Here is a 17,730-nt window from a genome sequence, read left to right as displayed (position 1 = left end):
GGCCGTTCAATTGAAGGCCGCCCACACCAGGTACGCATTCAACCCGACGATCACGACCGTCGCCGCACCGGCGACGATCCGCATCGGCAGTCGCATCGCATAGGCACCCATCACGTCCGCGCGCGCCGACAGCAACAGCAGCGCGATCATCGGCAGCGGCAGCACGAAGCTCAGCACGACCTGGCTCACGACCATCGCGCGCGTGACGTCGCAGCCGAGCGCGACCACCGCGAATGCGGGCACGACCGTCACCGCGCGCCGCACCCAGACCGGCATGCGGCGGTGGATGAAGCCCTGCATCACGACCTGCCCGGCCATCGTGCCCACCACCGAACTCGACACGCCCGACGTCAGCAGCGCGACGAGAAACAGCGCGCCGGCCGCCGGCCCGAGTACCGGGATCAGCGTGTGATACGCGTCGCCGATGTCGGTCATGCCCGGCGCGCTCGCGTGAAACGCCGACGACGCCATCATCACCATCGCGAGATTTACGAACCCGGCCAGCCCGAGCGCGACGACGACCTCGCGGTTCGAGAAACGCACGAGCCGCCGCCGCTCCGCATCGTCGCGCGGCGCGTTGCGATCCTGCGTGAGACCCGAATGCAGATACAGCGTGTGCGGCATGATCGTCGCGCCGATGATCCCCACCGCGATCGTCAGCGCCGCATGATCCGGAATCTGCGGGACGACCAGGTGAAACGCGGCCGCATGCCAATCTTGCGGCGCGATCAGCAGCTCACCGAGATAGCACGCGCCGATCACGCCGACCAGCGCCGCGATCGCGGCTTCCAGCGGCCGGAAGCCGCGCTTTTCGAGCGCGAGGATCGCGCCGGTCGCGAGCGCCGTCGCGATCATCCCCGTGAACAGCGACAGGTGGCACAACAGCCCGAATGCGAGCGCGCCGCCGAGGAATTCGGCGAGGTCGGTCGCCATCGCGGCGATCTCGGACGCGACCCACATGCCCCACACGACCGGCGCGGGAAAGCGGTCGCGGCACAGCTCCGCGAGATTGCGGCCGGTCACGATGCCGAGCTTCGCCGACATCGCCTGGAACAGCATCGCGATCGCGTTCGCGGCCAGCACGACCCACAGCAGCCGGTAGCCGTACGCGGCGCCGGCCTGGATGTTGGTCGCGAAGTTGCCGGGATCCATGTAGCCGATCGACGCGATCACGGCCGGGCCGACGAACGGCAGCAGCGCGGCGACGCCGGTGCGGCGCCCTTCCAGCGCGGCGCGCGCCGCGCCGTCGGTGTGCCCGGTGGGCAGGTCCGGCAGCGCGAAACCGCCGGCAGGTTTGCTCGTGACGGGAATCATGGTGAGGTTCCGTTCGAATGAGGAAGGCTTCCTGAAGTTCGGGCGTCGTGGCCGGCATGCCGCCTGCCGGCCACGGCGGCGTTACAGCGGCACGACGTCGGGACGGTTGCGCGGAAACTGCGCGATCACGTCCGGCGCGACGTTCAGGTGTGCTTCGACGAGCTGCGGCGGCGTATGCGCGAGCCAGTCGGACAGCGACACTTCCGCATAGCGGTCGGTCTTGAAAATCTCGAGGAACACCAGGTCGGTGCTGCCGGTGTTCTGCACGTAGTGCCCGAGGCTCTTCTTCACGTAGCCGACGTCGCCCGCACGGAAGTCGGCCGTCTGCGCCTTCGGCCCCGTGTCGAACACGGTCATCCGTGCGTCGCCCTGCAGGTAGTACTGCCATTCGTCCGCGTTCGGATGCCAGTGCAGCTCGCGCATGCCGCCCGGATGCACGGTGACGAGCGCCGCCGCGACCGTGGTCGACACGTTGAAGTTCGTGCTGTCCGCGATCCTCACTTCGCCGCCGCGGGTCTTCCTGACCGGCTTCATGTCGCCGAGCGAGAAGATGAACGGATGCGGCGGCGCCCCGGCCGACGATGCCGATGCGCGCTGCGCCTCCGCGAGCGGGCCCGGTTCGTCGCCCTGGAAGATCCACAGGTTGTCGAGCGGAATGTTCCTGAACGCGTCGGCCGGTACGCCGAAGTTGAGTGCGAGCACGTCGGGCGGCGTGTGCGCGATCCAGTCGGTCAGCAGCAGCGTGTTGAATTCGGACGCGCGGCCGTTATCGAACGCGAGCAGGAATTCGGCGCCGTCGGTGCCGATGCCCTGCAGCGAATGCGGCAGGCCGGGCGGGAAATACCAGAGATCGCCGGTCTTCACGTCCTGCACCGACGGCCGGCCGAGTTCGTCGAGCACCGTGATCCGGCAGCGGCCGTCGAGCATGATGGCCCACTCGGCCTGCTGGTGCCAGTGCATCTCGCGAATGCCGCCGCGGGTGAGGCGCATGTTGACGCCGGATATGGTTTCGGAAATCGCAAAATCGTCCTGCGTGACTTCACGTGCCCATCCGCCATTTTGAATACGTTTATGCGCATTATTGAATGACGCCCAGAATAATGGCATCCCGTTGATATCGGTAGCCGGCGGATCCTGAAAGGACGGGAATTGATTGGCGATTGCCGGATTTTTGGGCCCCGGGTCGGTCAGGCTCTGGCGGTTGCGCGCATTCACCGCGCCTTCCAGCGGGCGGTCCGGATTGCCGAACGAGGCAGCCTTGGCCGATACCGCGATACCCGCGGCGGCAATGGCGCCGGCCGTTCCCGCCAGCATCTTGCGTCGAGAAAGATTCGTCATGGTTTCCTCTTCATTCCTGAGATTGAGCGAATTTCCATTACGGAACACATGCCGTTTTTCGGATTATCGAAAATCGAACATCCCGTGACGCAAGTTAAATACAATTCCCGTTAAAACTTAAATGAATTATTAACCTGAATTAATGAGTAAATCTGATTCACTTTAATTTTGTAATGATTGCCAGCCCGCCAATTATTCCTGTCAGGCATATTTTGCGTTTATGCCTGACAGGAATAATTGCCCCGCCTGCCCCTCCCATCCGCCGATCACCCTTTCGACCCTATCACCTACCCTCACACCATAGTTTTTATCCGCTGGCGCGAATGATTTTGGCTTTGTTAGATGGATGACATTCGATCACCAGACGACAACGATCTAACAGCCGATGACCTGCGCGTTTGCCCGTACCGTCGAATCCCGCTATGCCGAGCTGACGCCGACCGCCAAGCGCATCGCGAGCTACATGCTCGCGAACCTCGACCGGCTCGGGCTCGAGACGGCCGACCAGATCGCGCAGCAGGCCGGCACCAGCGGCATCTCGGTCGGGCGGTTCCTGCGCAGCGTCGGCTACCGCAACCTCGACGACCTGAAGCGCGAGTTGCGCGGCGGCGGCGACCGCCCGTGGATGATCACGGACCGGCTCGACGAATACCGTCGCATCTCCGGGACGCCACCGGCCGGAGCCGGCGGCAACGACAGTGCAGGCCCGCTCGCGTCGTCGCTCGAGCGCGAGCTGGATGCGATCCGCCACGTGTACCGGCTCGCCGAAGGCCCCGTGTTCGCGCAGGTGGCCGACCGGATCGCGCATGCGGACGCCGTGTTCATCCTCGGCATCCAGTCGACGCGCGGGATCAGCAACGCGTTCAGCAGCTACCTCGAGTACCTGCGCCCGCGCGTGTTCTATTCCGATGGTCAGTCGGGCTCGTACGTCGATTCGCTGAACTCGGAATTCGAGCGGCCGTACTGCATCGTCACCGATACGCGCGCGTATTCGCGCAGTGCGCGCCGCTATTGCCAGGCGGCCGCCGAGCGCGGGCAGCCGTTCGCGCTGGTCACCGATCTCTCGTGCCCGTGGGCGCGCGACTGGCCGGCCGACCTGTTGCAGGTGAAGACCGACGTCGGCCAGTTCTGGGATTCGCTCGCGCCGCTCACCTGCCTGTTCAACCTGCTGATCACGGCCGTGGTCGACCGTCTCGGCCCGGCGATCGACCGGCGCATCGCGCGCAACCGCGAACTGCAGCACACGTTCGATCAATTCGAATCCTGAATGCGAGTGCCTTCCGAACCGCCGATGAACGCTCACCGCCTCGTTGAAATCACGCCTGCCACGCATCGCGTCGACATCGATCTCGTCTACGCGACCGACCGCAACCTGACCGGCAAGCCGATCTACCGCCACGCGCACTGCCTGCTGCTGGCGCCGGCCGAAGCCGCACTGCGCCGCGCGGTGGACATCGCGGCCCAAGCCGGCTTCACGCTGCGCATCTACGACGCGTACCGGCCGCCGCAGGCGCAGCAGGTGCTGTGGGATTGCCTGCCCGATCCGAATTTCATCGCCGATCTCGGCCGCGGCTCGAATCACAGCCGCGGCACCGCGCTCGACCTGACGCTCGTCGGCGCGGACGGCGAACCGCTCGACATGGGCACCGGCTTCGACGAGATGGTCGCCGCCTCCGGCCACTTCCACGCGGGGCTGCCGCAAGCCGTGCAGCGCAATCGCCTGCTGCTGCTCGGCGTGATGCACGCCGCCGGCTTCGCGCACATCGACAGCGAATGGTGGCACTACGAATTGCCGGGCTCACGCGCGCTGCCGCAGATCGACAATGCCGACAGCGGCCCGTGGCACCTGATGTGATGCACGTCCCCCTTCCCGTTCACGTTCGACAACCGATGGAGCGACCATGAATTTCCTGACATCCCGGCTCGTCGCGGCGCTGGCCGCCGCGTCCGTTCTCGCCGCCGTTCCGCTTTCCGCCGCGCGTGCAGAAACGCCGAAGGACATGTTCGTGATGGCCACGCTGCTCGACGAGTTCACGACGCTGGACCCGGGCGAGATCTACGAACTGGTGCCGGAGGAGTACGTCGCGAACACGTATGACCGGCTCGTGCGCGTCGACCTGCGCGACCCGTCGAAATTCAACGGCGACGTCGCGCAATCGTGGACGGTGAGCACCGACGGGCTGACCTATACGTTCAAGCTGCGCCCCGGCCTCAAGTTCCACTCGGGCAACCCGCTGACGGCCGACGACGTCGCCTGGTCGATCCAGCGCGCGGTGCTGCTCGACAAGGGCCCGGCTGCCGTGCTGACCGGCATCGGGCTCACGAAGGCGAACGTCGTCGCCAACGTGAAGAAGCTCGACGACCTGACGGTATCGGTCACGACCGACCAGAAATACGCACCGACCTTCGTGCTGAACGTGCTCGGCTCGTGGCCCGCATCGGTGGTCGACAAGAAGCTGCTGCTGTCGCACCAGCAGGGCAACGATTTCGGCAACGCGTGGCTGAAGACCAACGAAGCCGGCTCCGGCGGCTACAAGCTCGTGAAATGGACGGCCGGCGACAGCGTCGTGCTGCAGCGCTTCGATGGCTACCGTCTGCCGCTCGCGATGAAGCGCATCGTGCTGCGCCACGTGCCCGAAGCCGCGAGCCAGCGCCTGCTGCTGGAAAACGGCGATGTCGACGCGGCGCGCGACCTGAGCCCCGACGATCTGGCGTCGGTCGTGAAATCCGGCAAGGCGAAGGTGTCGGCCTCGCCGCAGGCGACGCTGCTGTATCTCGGCCTGAACACGAAGAACCCGACGCTCGCGAAACCGGACGTGCAGGAAGCGCTGAAGTGGTTGGTCGACTATGCGGGCATCCAGGGCAACGTGGTGAAGACGACCTACAAGGTCCACCAGACCTTCCTGCCCGAAGGCTTCCTCGGCACGCTGAACGCGAACCCGTACAAGCTCGACGTCGCGAAGGCGAAGGCGCTGCTCGCGAAGGCCGGCGTGCCGAACGGCTTTTCGGTGACGATGGACGTGCGCAACGATTATCCGTACACCGAAATCGCGCAGGCCGTGCAGGCGAACTTCGCGCAAGCCGGCATCAAGGTGCAGCTGATCCCCGGCGACAACAAGCAGACGCTCGCGAAATACCGCGCGCGCCAGCACGACATCTACATCGGCGAATGGTCGGCCGACTACATCGATCCGCACAGCAACGCGCAGGGTTTTGCGTGGAATCCGGACAATTCCGACAAGTCGAGCTATAAAATGCTGGCCTGGCGCAACAGCTGGGACATCCCGCAACTGACGAAGGAAACCGACACGGCGCTCGCCGAACCGACCGCCGCGAAACGCGCGCAACGGTACCAGGCGATGCAGAAGGACATGCTCGCGCGCTCGCCGTTCGTGATCATGTTCGAGAAAGTCGCGCAGGTCGCGACGCGGCCCGGCGTGAGCGGGCTCGAAGTCGGGCCGATCAACGATCTCGTGTCGTACCGCAACCTGAAGAAGCAATAAGATTCGCCGCATGTCGACTCCCGCCTCCTCCCTCGAAGCACTGCGCACGCTGCCCGCGCGGCGCCCGGCCGTGCGCTGGGCCCTGCGCGTGCTGCGCTGGGCGCTCACGCTCGCCGTCACGTTCGCGGGGCTGCTCGCGCTGACGTTCGTGATCGGCCGCAAGGTGCCGATCGATCCCGTGCTCGCGATCCTCGGCGATCGCGCGTCGGCCGAGGCGTACGCGGCCGAACGCATCGCGCTCGGCCTCGACAAGCCGCTCGTCACGCAATTCCTGATCTATGCGCGCGACGTGCTGCACGGCAATCTCGGCATGTCGCTGCTGACCGCGAACCCCGTGCTCGACGACATCAAGCGCGTGTTCCCGGCCACGCTCGAACTGGCGACGATCGCGACGCTGATCGGCATCGCGATCGGCGTGCCGCTCGGCGTCGCGGCGGCCGTGAAGCACAACCGGCCGATCGACCACGTCGCGCGCTTCGTCGGGCTGATCGGCAATTCGGTGCCGGTGTTCTGGCTCGGCCTGATGGGGCTGCTGCTGTTCTACGCGCGGCTGCACTGGGTCGGCGGCCCCGGCCGGCTCGATCCCGTGTACGACGGGATGGTCGACCCGCGCACGGGCAGCCTGCTGATCGACGCGGCGCTCGCGGGTGAGTGGGACGTGTTCCGCAACGCGGTGTCGCACATCGCGCTGCCGGCCGCGATCCTCGGCTACTACTCGGTCGCGTACCTGAGCCGGATGACGCGCTCGTTCATGCTCGACCAGCTGAGCCAGGAATACATCGTCACCGCGCGCGCGAAGGGCTTGTCGGAACGGCGCGTGATCTGGCGGCATGCGTTCGGCAACATCATGGTGCCGCTGCTCACCGTGATCGCGCTCACGTACAGCAACCTGCTCGAAGGCTCGGTGCTGACCGAGATCGTGTTCGCGTGGCCCGGGCTCGGCTCGTACCTGACCGGCGCGCTGCTGAACGCCGACATGAACGCGGTGCTCGGCGCGACGCTCGTGATCGGCGCGATGTTCATCACCGTCAACCTGCTGACCGACGCGCTGTACCGCGTGTTCGATCCGCGTGCGCGCTGAGGCGCCGACTCGACATGACCGCCTCCACTCCGCTTCTTTCGTCGCCCATGCCGAAGGTCCTCCGATCATGAACGCCGAGCGCCTCACGCTGCGCGCGTGGCTGCTGTCCGACGCGCCCGCATCGCGCTCGCAGGCCGCGCTCGGCCTCGCGTACCGACGCTGGCGTCGTTTCGCCACCAACCCGCTCAACCTGTTCGGGCTCGCGATCCTGGTCACACTGATCGTCGTCGCGATCGTCGGCCCGCTGATCATGCCGCACGATCCGCTGCGCCAGGTGCTGTCCGACCGGCTGCTGCCACCCGGCTCGCCGTCGCACTGGCTCGGCACCGACCAGCTCGGCCGCGACATCCTTTCGCGGTTGATCGCCGGTTCGCGCCTCACGCTCGGCATCGCCATCCTCGTCGTCGTGATCGTCGTGCCGATCGGCCTCCTGATCGGCACGACGGCCGGCTACTGCGGCGGCTTCGTCGACAGCGTGCTGATGCGCATCACCGACATCGCGCTCGCGTTCCCCAAGATCGTGCTCGCACTCGCGTTCGCCGCCGCGCTCGGGCCGGGCGTGATCAACGCGGTCGTCGCGATCTCGATCACCGCGTGGCCCGCCTATGCGCGGCTCGCGCGCGCGGAGACGATCCGCATCGCGCAGGCCGACTTCATCCACGCCGCGCGCCTGCAGGGCGCATCGGGCCCGCGCATCCTGCTGCGTTACATCGTGCCGCTGTGCATGTCGTCGGTGATCGTGCGCGCGACACTCGACATGGCCGGCATCATCCTGACCGTCGCGGGCCTCGGCTTCCTCGGCCTCGGCGCGCAGCCGCCGAGCCCCGAATGGGGCTTCATGGTCGCGTCGGGCCGCAACGTGCTGCTCGACGCGTGGTGGGTCGCGACGCTGCCCGGCTGCGCGATCCTGCTCGTGAGCCTCGCGTTCAACCTGCTCGGCGACGGGCTGCGCGACGTCTTCGATCCCCGCCATGGAGCGTGACATGCCGATGCATCCCGCCCCCTCGTCCGCGCCGCTTTGCGAGATCGACGGCCTGAAGGTCGGCTTTCGCGGCCATGACGGCACCGTCACCGACGCCGTGCGCGACCTGTCGCTGACGCTCGCCCCCGGCGAACGGCTCGGCATCGTCGGCGAATCGGGCTCCGGCAAATCGCTGACGGGCCGCGCGCTGCTCGGCCTGCTGCCCGACGCCGCGCGCTGGTCGGCCCGCACGATGCGCTTCGCGGGCCACGACCTGCTCGCGATGCCGCCGGGCGAACGCCGGCGGCTGTGCGGCAGCCAGATGGGCATGATCCTGCAGGACCCGAAATATTCGCTGAACCCTGTGATGACGGTCGCGAAGCAGATGGGCGAGGCATTCCGGCTGCACGAGCCGGGCCTGCGCGGCCGCGCGCTGCGCGAACGGATCGTCGACGCGCTCGCGGCCGTGCAGATCCGTGACCCCGCACGCGTCGCCGATGCGTATCCGCACGAGCTGTCGGGCGGCATGGGCCAGCGCGTGATGATCGCGATGATGGTGTCGACCGGCCCGCGCCTGCTGATCGCCGACGAACCGACTTCCGCGCTCGACGTCGCCGTGTCGATGCAGGTGCTCGCGGTGCTCGACGCGATGATCGCGCGGCACGGCACGGGCCTGATGTTCATCAGCCACGACCTGCCGCTCGTGATGTCGTTCTGCGATCGCGTCGCGGTGATGTATGCGGGCCGCGTGGTCGAAACCTGCGCCGCGCGCGACCTGCGCGACGCTTCCCATCCCTATACGCGCGGGCTGCTCGCAGCGAACCCGCCGCTCGCGAACCCGCCGGACGAACTGCCCGTGCTGCGGCGCGATCCGGCGTGGCTCGAACCCGCGTCGCATGCCGGCACGCCGGCCGATCGACAGGAGACAGCAAGATGATCGACGTCGATCACGCATCGATCCGTTTCCCGACCCGCACGGGTCACGTCGACGCCGTGCGCGATGCGAGCTTCGCCGTGCGCGACGGCGAGGTGTTCGGGCTCGTCGGCGAATCGGGGTCCGGCAAGTCGACGCTGCTGCGCGCGCTGACGGGCCTCGTGCCGCTCGCGTCCGGCAGCCTGTCGATCGACGGCCGGCCGGTAGGCGGCACGCCCGATCGCGCCTTCCGCCGCCACGTGCAGATGGTGTTCCAGGATCCGTACGCATCGCTGCATCCGCGCTTCACGGTCGACCAGACGCTGCGCGAGCCGCTGTCGATCCACGGCATCGGCGACACCGATGCGCGCATCGCCCGCGCGCTGTCCGAGGTCGGGCTCGGCCCGGCGTTCCGCTTCCGCTACCCGCACCAGCTGTCGGGCGGCCAGCGCCAGCGTGTCGCGATCGCGCGTGCGCTGATCGTCGAGCCGCGCGTGCTGCTGCTCGACGAGCCGACGTCCGCGCTCGACGTGTCGGTGCAGGCCGAGATCCTGAACCTGCTGCGCCGCCTGCACCGCGAACGCAACCTGACGATAATCCTCGTCAGCCACAACCTCGCGGTGATCGGCTTCCTGTGCCAGCGGGTCGCGGTGATGCAGCATGGCGAAATCGTCGAGCAGCTCCGGATCGAGAACGTACGCGCCGGGCAGGTGGCGCGCGACTACACGCGCACGCTGCTGCGCGCGACCGAGGGCTACCGCCGTCTCGACCCGGTGGCGGGCGCGCCCGCGGCCTGACACGCGCCCGACGACAACGCGACCGTTCGCACGCGCAAACGGCGCATGACGTGCCGCGACCGCAACGCGGCATGCCGGCCGCCGGCCCCTCCGCCGGCCGGCCATTCCCGCTTCGATCCGCTTCGATCCGCTTCGAATAACGAATAACCGCCGACGAATAGCGGACCCGCAGCGGTGATCGCCCATATCGAATGGCGCGACCGACGAAATCGACACCTCGACCGCTTTCGATGGCGAGGCGCGCACGCCCCGCCCTCCAGCTCCCACGCCCCTTCCCGCTGAATGCAGTCTCCGGCACCAAGAAACTTAGTACTTGTACTAGCTGAAATCGTAATCGATTCGTACCAGTCACATTACAAAGTCATTACGAAATCCGCATAATTCAATCCGAAACGCGTCATTCAGAGATTTAAATTCAATACGCGCTTTCCAACGTCGAACTTTATTTGGAGCTTTAAATATGAAAAACCTCAAGCGCAGCGCAATTCCCTTTCTCCTCGTCGCAGCCGGCGCAGCCTTTTCGTCCACGGCCCACGCGGCAGACGGCACCGTCAACTTCGTCGGCAAAATCATCTCGTCGACCTGCAGCGTCGAGGGCGGATCGGACTTCACCGTCCCGCTGCCGCCGGTCAGCACCACGGCGCTCCCGGATGTCGGCTCCGTGGCCGGTCGCAGTGCATTCTCGCTGGCGCTCAAGGGCTGCACGACCGGCGACGACAATCCGGTGAAGGTCGGCGTCGTCTTCGAAAACGGCACGAACGTCGATCAATCGACCGGCCGTCTGACGGTCGACTCGGGTGACAAGGCCGCGCAAGGCGTGCAGATCAACGTGCTGGACGATCAACAGAAACTGGTCCCCATCGGCGCCCAAACCGGTGCAAGCACGCAACTCGTCGATATCGATGCCGACGGCAACGCGAAGCTGAACTACTTCGCCGAGTACTACGCCTCCGGCGCCGTGAAGGCCGGCGACGTCAACTCGCGCGTCGAGTACTCGCTGATCTACCAATAAGGACGAAGGCGCGGAGGTCGTCGCCCCGGCGATCTCCGTCCCGTCACGCCGCGCGGTGCGGAAACCGCCGTTTCCGCCCGCTTCCTTGCAACGATCCGACTCTCTACGCTTATGAAACTGTTGAAGCTCCTCCGTACGCTGGCCCTGGCCGTCACCGCATTCGCGTCGCAAGCCGACGCAAGCGTCGTGATCGCCGGCACGCGCGTGATCTTCCCGTCCAGCGAGCGCGAGGTCACGATCCAACTCACGAATGACAGCAAGCGTCCGGCGCTGGTGCAGGCATGGCTCGACAACGGTGATAGCAGTGCCTTGCCCGAAAACATCGACGTGCCGTTCACACTGACGCCGTCGATCTTCCGAATGGAATCCGGCAACGGCCAGACGCTGCGTCTCGTACACACCGGCGAACCGCTTCCCGCCGATCGGGAATCGCTGTTCTGGCTGAACGTGCTCGAAGTCCCGCCGAAGGCCTCCGCGGACGAAAACCGGAACCGCATCCAGCTCGCGTTCCGCTCCCGTATCAAGATCATGTATCGCCCCGACGGGCTGGCTGGCAGCGCCGACGATGCGCCGATGCAGCTCGACTGGCGCGTGGTTCGCGTCGATGGCGGCTACGCGCTCGAGGCGAGCAATCCCACGCCGTTCGTCGTCAATTTCGGCAACGTCCTGTTGAATTCCGCCGGCCGCAAGCATGACGCCGGCATGGGTTACGTGCTGCCCCGAAGCACGCAACGCTTCCCGATCAAGAATCTCGCCGGCGCACCCGCCGCGAGCGCAACGGTCGAGTTCGGCAGCATCAACGATTGGGGCCGGTCAATCGACATCAAGCGTCCGGTCAGCGTCGCCCCGTAACGCGGTCGAAGCCGGCAGCGCGCCACGGGCGCGGCCTGCCGCTTCCTCGTCTTTCGTCCGCCCCCCCCCTGTTTGCCGTCCCGACCAGACGGCCTGGAATCCCCGGAATCAGCCTTCGCCACGCAGCAACGCGCACACCCGCGCGACTGCGTCGGCGCAACGCATCCGCTCGATTCGACACTATCTGGAGTACTACTCATGATCTCGTCTCGACTGCCGCGCCACGCCGCGGCCGACATGCCCCGCATCAAGCCGATCCATCTGCTGGTGGTGGCGTGCGTCGGCGCGTGGTCGAGCGATGGCCGCGCGACGTCCCAAACCGCCGCCGAAAGCACGCTCGCGCAAGTCGAGTTCGACGGGGCTTTCCTGCAGAACCGCCTCGGCAAGCAATTCGACGTCTCGCGCTTCGCGCAGCGCAACGTGACGGCCCCGGGCGTGTACACCGCCGATATCCACGTCGGCTCCGACTGGATCGGCCGCTACGACGTACGCTTCGCGGCCGCGCCGGACTCGGGCGATGCCCGGCCGTGCTTCGACCGCGCGCTGCTCGAACGCGTCGGCATCGATTTCGGCAAGCTCACGCCGGACATCGTCGCCGAGCTTGAAGGCGACCGCGCATGCCTGCGGATCGAGCAGGTCGTGCCGGACGCAAGCGCGGCGTTCGACTTCACGCGCCAGGTACTGCGGCTGTCGATCCCGCAGGCATCGCTCGCGCGCAAGGCGCGCGGCTACGTGAATCCCGATCAATGGACTGCAGGCGAAACCGTCGGCCTGCTCGGCTACAACTTCAACCTCTACACGTCGAAGGCCAGCGGTCATACCGCCCAGACGCAAGGCTATCTCGGCCTGAACGGCGGCGTGAACCTCGGCAGCTGGCGCTTTCGCCACGAAGGCTCTTATTCGTGGTCGTCGCGCGGCCAGAGCCGGTACCAGAATCTCGCGACCTATCTCCAGCGCGACCTCCCGTCGCTGTCATCGCAACTTGTCGTCGGCGAAAGCTACACGTCGGGGGAACTGTTCGATTCGACGCAGTTTCGCGGCGTGCGCCTGTCGACGGACGACCGGATGCTGCCCGACTCGCTGCGCGGCTATGCGCCCGTGGTGCGCGGCATCGCGAACAGCAATGCGAAGGTGACGATCCGCCAGAACGACGTGACGATCTATGAGACGACGGTTGCGCCCGGCAATTTCGAAATCGACGACCTGTACCCGACCGGGTACGGCGGCGACCTGCAGGTGTCGGTCTCCGAGGCCGACGGCTCCGTGCATACGTTTTCCGTGCCCTACGCCGCCGTGCCGATGTCGCTGCGGCCGGGCATCGGCCGCTACAGCTTCGTCGCGGGCACGCTGCGCAACCCCTACGGATCGAGCCAGCCGCTGTTCGCACAGGCCACGTACCAGCGAGGCCTGACCAACCTGTTGACGGCCTACGGCGGCGCCACGCTCGCGGCCGGATATGTATCCGCGATGCTGGGTGGCGCCCTCAATACGTCGTTCGGCGCATTCGGCGCGGATGTCACGCATGCGATGACCTCCATCCCAGGCGCGAAGCGCTACAGCGGTTCGAGCGTGCGCGTCAGCTATGCGAAGTCGGTCGAGGCGACGGGCACCGACATCGCCCTCGCCGCGTATCGCTATTCCACGGATGGCTATTTCAGCCTCAACGACGCAATGCAGGCGCGCGATGCCGTACGGGACGGTCACTCGGTCAGTTCGGTCTGGCGTCAGCGTCACCGTGCGTCACTGGCGCTCACGCAGCGTCTCGGCGCGGCCGGCGGGCGCATCAACGCCACGGCATCGACGGTGAACTACTGGAACCGCCCGGGCTCGGACGTCAACTATTCGGTCGGCTATACGAACCAGTTCCGCAACGTGTCCTACAGCCTGACGGCCACGCGGCAGCGCAATGCCGGCGGCGACATGGGCACGCTCTATTACGCGAGCGTCACGATCCCGTTCGGCCGCGAACGCCCGGTGACCGTCACCGGCAACGTGTCGCGCGATACGCTCGGCCGCACACGCCTGCAGTCGACGCTGTCCGGATCGCTCGGCGACGATCACGCGCTGTCGTACAGCGTCAGCGCGAACCACGCGTCCGGGCCGGATTCGGTCACGGACGGCAGCGCCAACGTCACGTACCGCACGCGTATGGCCGAACTCAATGCGAGCGGGGGCGCGAGCACGGCGTTCCAGCAGGGCTCGCTCGGCGTGCGCGGCGCGCTGGTCGCGCATCGCGGCGGCATCACGTTCTCGCAGCCGTTGTCCGAGACGTTCGCGATCGTCGAGGCGCCGGGTGCGGCCGGCGCGCGCATCACCAATGCCTCAGGCGTCAAGGTCGACGGCAACGGTTACGCGGTCGTTCCGTACCTGACGCCCTACAGCCTCAATACGGTCGCGCTCGATCCGAAGGGAATCTCGATGGACGTCGAACTGAAGGAAACCAGCCGTCAGATCGCGCCGCGCGCCGGTGCGGTGCCGCTCATCCGGTTTGCGACCGACACCGGCCGCGCCGCACTCGTCAAGGCGCCGCAGGCCAACGGCACGCCGCTGCCGTTCGGCGCCGTCGTGCACGACGAGACCGGCAAGGAAGTCGGTGTCGTCGCCCAGGCGAGCAAGATCTTCGCGCGCGGACTCAACGACCGCGGCTCGCTGACGGTTCAATGGGGCGCCGACGATCGCTCGGTCTGCCGCATCGCATACGAGCTTCCGGTCGCGCAACGTCGCGGACGATCGCCGGGCGTACAGACCGTCACGAGCGTCTGCCAGGCCGATTCGACGGCCGCCGCCATTCAATAAGGAATCCAGATGCCATACGCTTACTCATCATCCGAATCGCACCGGCTTGCACGCTGTGCAGGCAACACGCACCCGCACGACTCATCTGGCGACGTTGCACGGCGCATGGCCCGCTTGATCGCGGTTGCATCGACCTTTCTGCTCGCATGCGCCGCATTCGCGACCGACGCGGCGGCGGCGTCTCTCTATGCATTCGGGCAGGCAACGGTGTCGAGCCCATCGAACGCGCCCCCCGGTACCGCCGTCGCTCGGCATTACTTCACGCCGCAGGACGTTTGCGGTGCGAGCACCTGCGACATCACGAGTATCTCGATGTACAACAAGGGCAGCGTCGTGGGCGTCATCCCCGGCCCCGATCTCGAAACGAACGTATCCGGCTTGTCGACGCGGATGCTAATCGACGGCACGGTGGCCGTCTCGTCGACGAAGACGACATTGCGCAACACGCTGGAAGTCGTGCTGTTTCGGGACAGCCGGCAGCCGAAGGACGGCTCGCTCAATTCCGGCTGGCTCAGTGCCTATTACAGGATTTATTACAAATCCGGCATCCTGGGCGAATCATCCGAGGTCTTCCTCGCCGCGAAAGTCAGCTTCATCAACGGCACGTGCTCGATTCCCGACCAGACCGTCACGCTGCCGCCCGTGCAGCACCATGTGTTCAACGGCGTCGGCTCGACCGCCGGCGCGACCGATTTCCAGGTGCAGTTGAACAACTGTCCAGCCGGCTACAACCGGATCGGCTATCAGCTGGCCCCGCTGGACGACATGGTCGTCGGCGCGCCCGGTGGCATGCACCTGCGTCCGGATGCAAAGGCGAGCGGCATCGGCATCCAGATCGCCGATGGCGCAACCGGCCAGCCGCTGACGCTGCGGAAATCGCACACGGTGACGAACTACAACCGGGCCACCGGCGGATCGCCGTCGATTCCGCTCCGTGCGTCCTACCTGCAAACGGGCGCAAAGATCGGCGGCGGTTCCGTTCATGCCGCGGCGCAGGTCCTGCTCGACTACCAATGAACGACGTCGGCGCGCGCCTCGCCGCGACCTGACGTCTGCCCGACGCCGCGGCATGCGATACTCGACGCGCCGCGCGCCGGTTCGCCGCCGCAGGGAACCCCGGCGCGGCACGCGAGTCCATTTCCTTTCGTCAACAGCTCAACCGCAATAGGGAGGCGTTCATGCTGCAATTCATCGAAACCCTGGTCGTCGGGCTCATCGTCGGCCTCCTCGCCCGCGCGCTCAAGCCCGGCGACGACAAGATGGGCATCGTGATGACCACCGTGCTCGGCATCGTCGGCTCGCTGGTCGCCGGCTACGTCGGCCGCGCCGCCGGCTGGTACGCACCGGGCCAGGGCGCGGGCTGGATCGCGTCGATCATCGGCGCGATCGTGCTGCTCGTGGTGGTCGGCGCGGTACGCAAGCGCACGGCCTGAACGGCACACGTTCGGTTCCAACGCAAAATGGCCGCTCGGAAACGAGCGGCCATTTTGCGTTGGAGCGTCGATATTCACCCGCGCATCATTTCCACGATCCGTAAACTCGTTGCCTTCGCAACGACCTGCCGTGGCGACCGGCATCGGATGCCCCGCTTTCCTGTCGAGCGTACACCACCGGCATTACCCTGATTTGATATCTCGCAAATCCGGCATAGATTGAATTCAGCAATACGAAATCGTTTGCTCGTATCCCAAATTTGTAATTTTCCACTCAAGAGTTTCGATGGTTCTGCCGTTTACGCATACAGCATCGCAGCGTTGACGGACTGCCACCCGAGCGGCCCGCTGCGACGCGCTTCCTCTCTGGAGCCTGTCATGAAGCACCGCCCTATCGCTGCCTCGTTCGTCCTGGCTGCCTCGCTTCTGGCCACTTCCTCGTCCTTTGCCGCCGGCGCGTCCGGCGTCATCTACTTCTCCGGCATGATCGTCGAACCGCCCTGCTCGTTCGCGGTCGATACGACCGATCTCGCCCGCGGACAAGTCCGCCCTGATTGTCCGCGCCCGGCAACCGGCCAGATCGCGTTCGTCGACGCAGCGAGCCAGCAGGCCATCAAGACCACGACCTTTACTCAGGCCTCACGCGCAATCGTTTTACCGAACCGTCCGGGCAACAGCCAGGCGCCGATGATCGCCGTCGTGACGTACCAGTGAAGCCGTCCGCAGGCGCGGCACCCGACGGGTTCTGCGCGCCGGCCCCGCGCATGTGCGTGACCGCCGGTCAATCGCGATGGCGCGCGATCCAGTCGCTGAACGCACGGATTTTCTGCTGGTTGCCGATGTTCTCGGGATAGACGAAGAAGTAACGCGCGCCCGTCTCGAGCACGATATCGAATGGCCGTTCGAGCCGGCGCGCGCTGACGTCGTCGTCGACGAGCGTCACGTCGCCGATCGCAACGCCGAAGCCCTGCATCGCCGCGTTCGTCGCGAGATCGAGCGTGTCGAACGTCGGCCCGCGCGCTGGATCGACGCTGCGCTCGCCCGCGTGCTCGAGCCACGCGCGCCAGTCGCGATGATCACGCGTCGGATGCAGCAGCGTATGGCGGGCAAGATCGCCGGTCGCATCGAGCGGTGACGTCTGCCGCAGTTCGGGCGCGCAGACGGGCGTCAACCGCTCGTCGAACAGCGGCAGCGCAAACACGCCGGCGCCCGGCGACGTGCCGTAGACAACGGCCGCATCGAACGGCTCGGTCGAGAAGTCGACGACGTGCTGCCACGCGGTGGTGATCTGCACATGCAGATCGGGATGCTCGCCCTGGAAGCGCATGATGCGCGGCAGCATCCAGCGCATCACGCAGGTCGGCACCTTCAGTGCAAGGTCGGTGCGCTGCCGCGTGAGCCTCATCGAAATGTCCTCGATCCGCGCGAAGCTCTCGTTGACCACCGGCAGCAACTGCTCGCCCTCCGCCGTCAGCGTGAGACCCTTCGCATGCCGCTTGAACAACGGAAAACCGTAATGCGCCTCGAGCGTCTGGATCTGCCGGCTCACCGCGCCCTGCGTGATGCACAGCTGCTCGGCCGCACGCGTGAAGCTGCGGTGGCGAGCCACCGTCGAGAAGATCTGCAGCGCATGCAGGGGCGGAAGTCGGCGCATGAAGAAGGCAAACGGAAAAACGGCGCGGAAGGACCGCGCGCCGACCCCGGCGCGCACTGTCCGACACGATAAGCCA

General features: G+C 66.4%; 16 protein-coding genes. 13 read left to right on the top strand and 3 right to left on the bottom strand.

Translation table 11 applies throughout. The features are described from left to right. Positions 1 to 6: 6 nt before the first annotated feature. A complete protein-coding gene (locus tag FFS49_RS14175) occupies positions 7 to 1,314 on the bottom strand; it encodes an Nramp family divalent metal transporter (RefSeq protein WP_105817957.1) in 1,308 nt (435 codons plus the stop codon). A gap of 81 nt (positions 1,315 to 1,395) precedes the next feature. After that, positions 1,396 to 2,652 carry an oxalate decarboxylase family bicupin gene (locus tag FFS49_RS14170; protein ID WP_105817958.1) on the bottom strand — a complete coding sequence of 419 codons (1,257 nt, stop codon included), beginning with the start codon at positions 2,650 to 2,652 and terminating at the stop codon, positions 1,396 to 1,398. Positions 2,653 to 3,037: 385 nt separating this feature from the next. Here FFS49_RS14170 and FFS49_RS14165 point away from each other — a divergent pair, with 385 nt between their 5' ends. The 13 genes from FFS49_RS14165 (at position 3,038) to FFS49_RS14105 (ending at position 16,714) form a co-directional block, all read left to right on the top strand. Continuing rightward, positions 3,038 to 3,919 (top strand): sap1 transcriptional regulator SapR, encoded by an 882-nt coding sequence (locus FFS49_RS14165; RefSeq protein WP_046548068.1) that lies wholly within the window; start codon positions 3,038 to 3,040, stop codon positions 3,917 to 3,919. Between the two features lie 24 nt (positions 3,920 to 3,943). After that, on the top strand, positions 3,944 to 4,507 hold the full coding sequence (gene ddpX / locus FFS49_RS14160) for a D-alanyl-D-alanine dipeptidase (RefSeq protein ID WP_105818367.1): 564 nt from the start codon (positions 3,944 to 3,946) through the stop codon (positions 4,505 to 4,507). A gap of 46 nt (positions 4,508 to 4,553) precedes the next feature. After that, a complete protein-coding gene (locus tag FFS49_RS14155; RefSeq protein WP_039352914.1) occupies positions 4,554 to 6,155 on the top strand; it encodes an ABC transporter substrate-binding protein in 1,602 nt (533 codons plus the stop codon). 10 nt (positions 6,156 to 6,165) lie between these two features. Then, on the top strand, positions 6,166 to 7,236 hold the full coding sequence (locus FFS49_RS14150) for an ABC transporter permease (protein WP_039352911.1): 1,071 nt from the start codon (positions 6,166 to 6,168) through the stop codon (positions 7,234 to 7,236). A 67-nt stretch (positions 7,237 to 7,303) separates the two neighbouring features. Then, positions 7,304 to 8,218, top strand: a complete 915-nt coding sequence (gene nikC / locus FFS49_RS14145) for a nickel transporter permease (protein ID WP_039352908.1) — start codon at positions 7,304 to 7,306, stop codon at positions 8,216 to 8,218. A 1-nt stretch (position 8,219) separates the two neighbouring features. Further along, positions 8,220 to 9,134, top strand: coding sequence for an ABC transporter ATP-binding protein (locus FFS49_RS14140; protein WP_105817959.1), 915 nt, complete (start codon positions 8,220 to 8,222; stop codon positions 9,132 to 9,134). After that, a complete protein-coding gene (locus tag FFS49_RS14135) occupies positions 9,131 to 9,907 on the top strand; it encodes an ABC transporter ATP-binding protein (RefSeq protein WP_105817960.1) in 777 nt (258 codons plus the stop codon). Before FFS49_RS14140 ends, FFS49_RS14135 begins: the two co-directional genes overlap by 4 nt. 460 nt (positions 9,908 to 10,367) lie before the next feature. Next, positions 10,368 to 10,919 carry a fimbrial protein gene (locus tag FFS49_RS14130; protein ID WP_105817961.1) on the top strand — a complete coding sequence of 184 codons (552 nt, stop codon included), beginning with the start codon at positions 10,368 to 10,370 and terminating at the stop codon, positions 10,917 to 10,919. Between the two features lie 111 nt (positions 10,920 to 11,030). Continuing rightward, complete coding sequence (locus tag FFS49_RS14125; protein ID WP_105817962.1) at positions 11,031 to 11,771, top strand: fimbria/pilus periplasmic chaperone; 741 nt, start codon at positions 11,031 to 11,033, stop codon at positions 11,769 to 11,771. Between the two features lie 198 nt (positions 11,772 to 11,969). Further along, positions 11,970 to 14,567, top strand: a complete 2,598-nt coding sequence (locus FFS49_RS14120; protein ID WP_105817963.1) for a fimbria/pilus outer membrane usher protein — start codon at positions 11,970 to 11,972, stop codon at positions 14,565 to 14,567. Positions 14,568 to 14,672: 105 nt separating this feature from the next. Beyond that, positions 14,673 to 15,584, top strand: coding sequence for a fimbrial protein (locus FFS49_RS14115; protein WP_224755867.1), 912 nt, complete (start codon positions 14,673 to 14,675; stop codon positions 15,582 to 15,584). 161 nt (positions 15,585 to 15,745) lie between these two features. Further along, entirely contained in the window at positions 15,746 to 16,000 is a 255-nt protein-coding gene (locus tag FFS49_RS14110) for a GlsB/YeaQ/YmgE family stress response membrane protein (protein ID WP_071332392.1), read from the top strand. Positions 16,001 to 16,378: 378 nt separating this feature from the next. Beyond that, complete coding sequence (locus FFS49_RS14105) at positions 16,379 to 16,714, top strand: type 1 fimbrial protein (protein ID WP_105817965.1); 336 nt, start codon at positions 16,379 to 16,381, stop codon at positions 16,712 to 16,714. A gap of 67 nt (positions 16,715 to 16,781) precedes the next feature. Here FFS49_RS14105 and FFS49_RS14100 read toward each other — a convergent pair whose 3' ends face one another. Next, entirely contained in the window at positions 16,782 to 17,654 is an 873-nt protein-coding gene (locus tag FFS49_RS14100; protein WP_105818368.1) for a LysR substrate-binding domain-containing protein, read from the bottom strand. Positions 17,655 to 17,730 lie beyond the last annotated feature (76 nt).

The organism is Burkholderia sp. 4NA327C6, assembly GCF_005502655.1.
In the GTDB taxonomy this organism is placed as follows: Bacteria; Pseudomonadota; Gammaproteobacteria; order Burkholderiales; family Burkholderiaceae; genus Burkholderia; species Burkholderia contaminans.
Note: the sequence above shows the minus strand (reverse complement) of the source record. Positions and strands in the feature narration are given on the sequence as shown.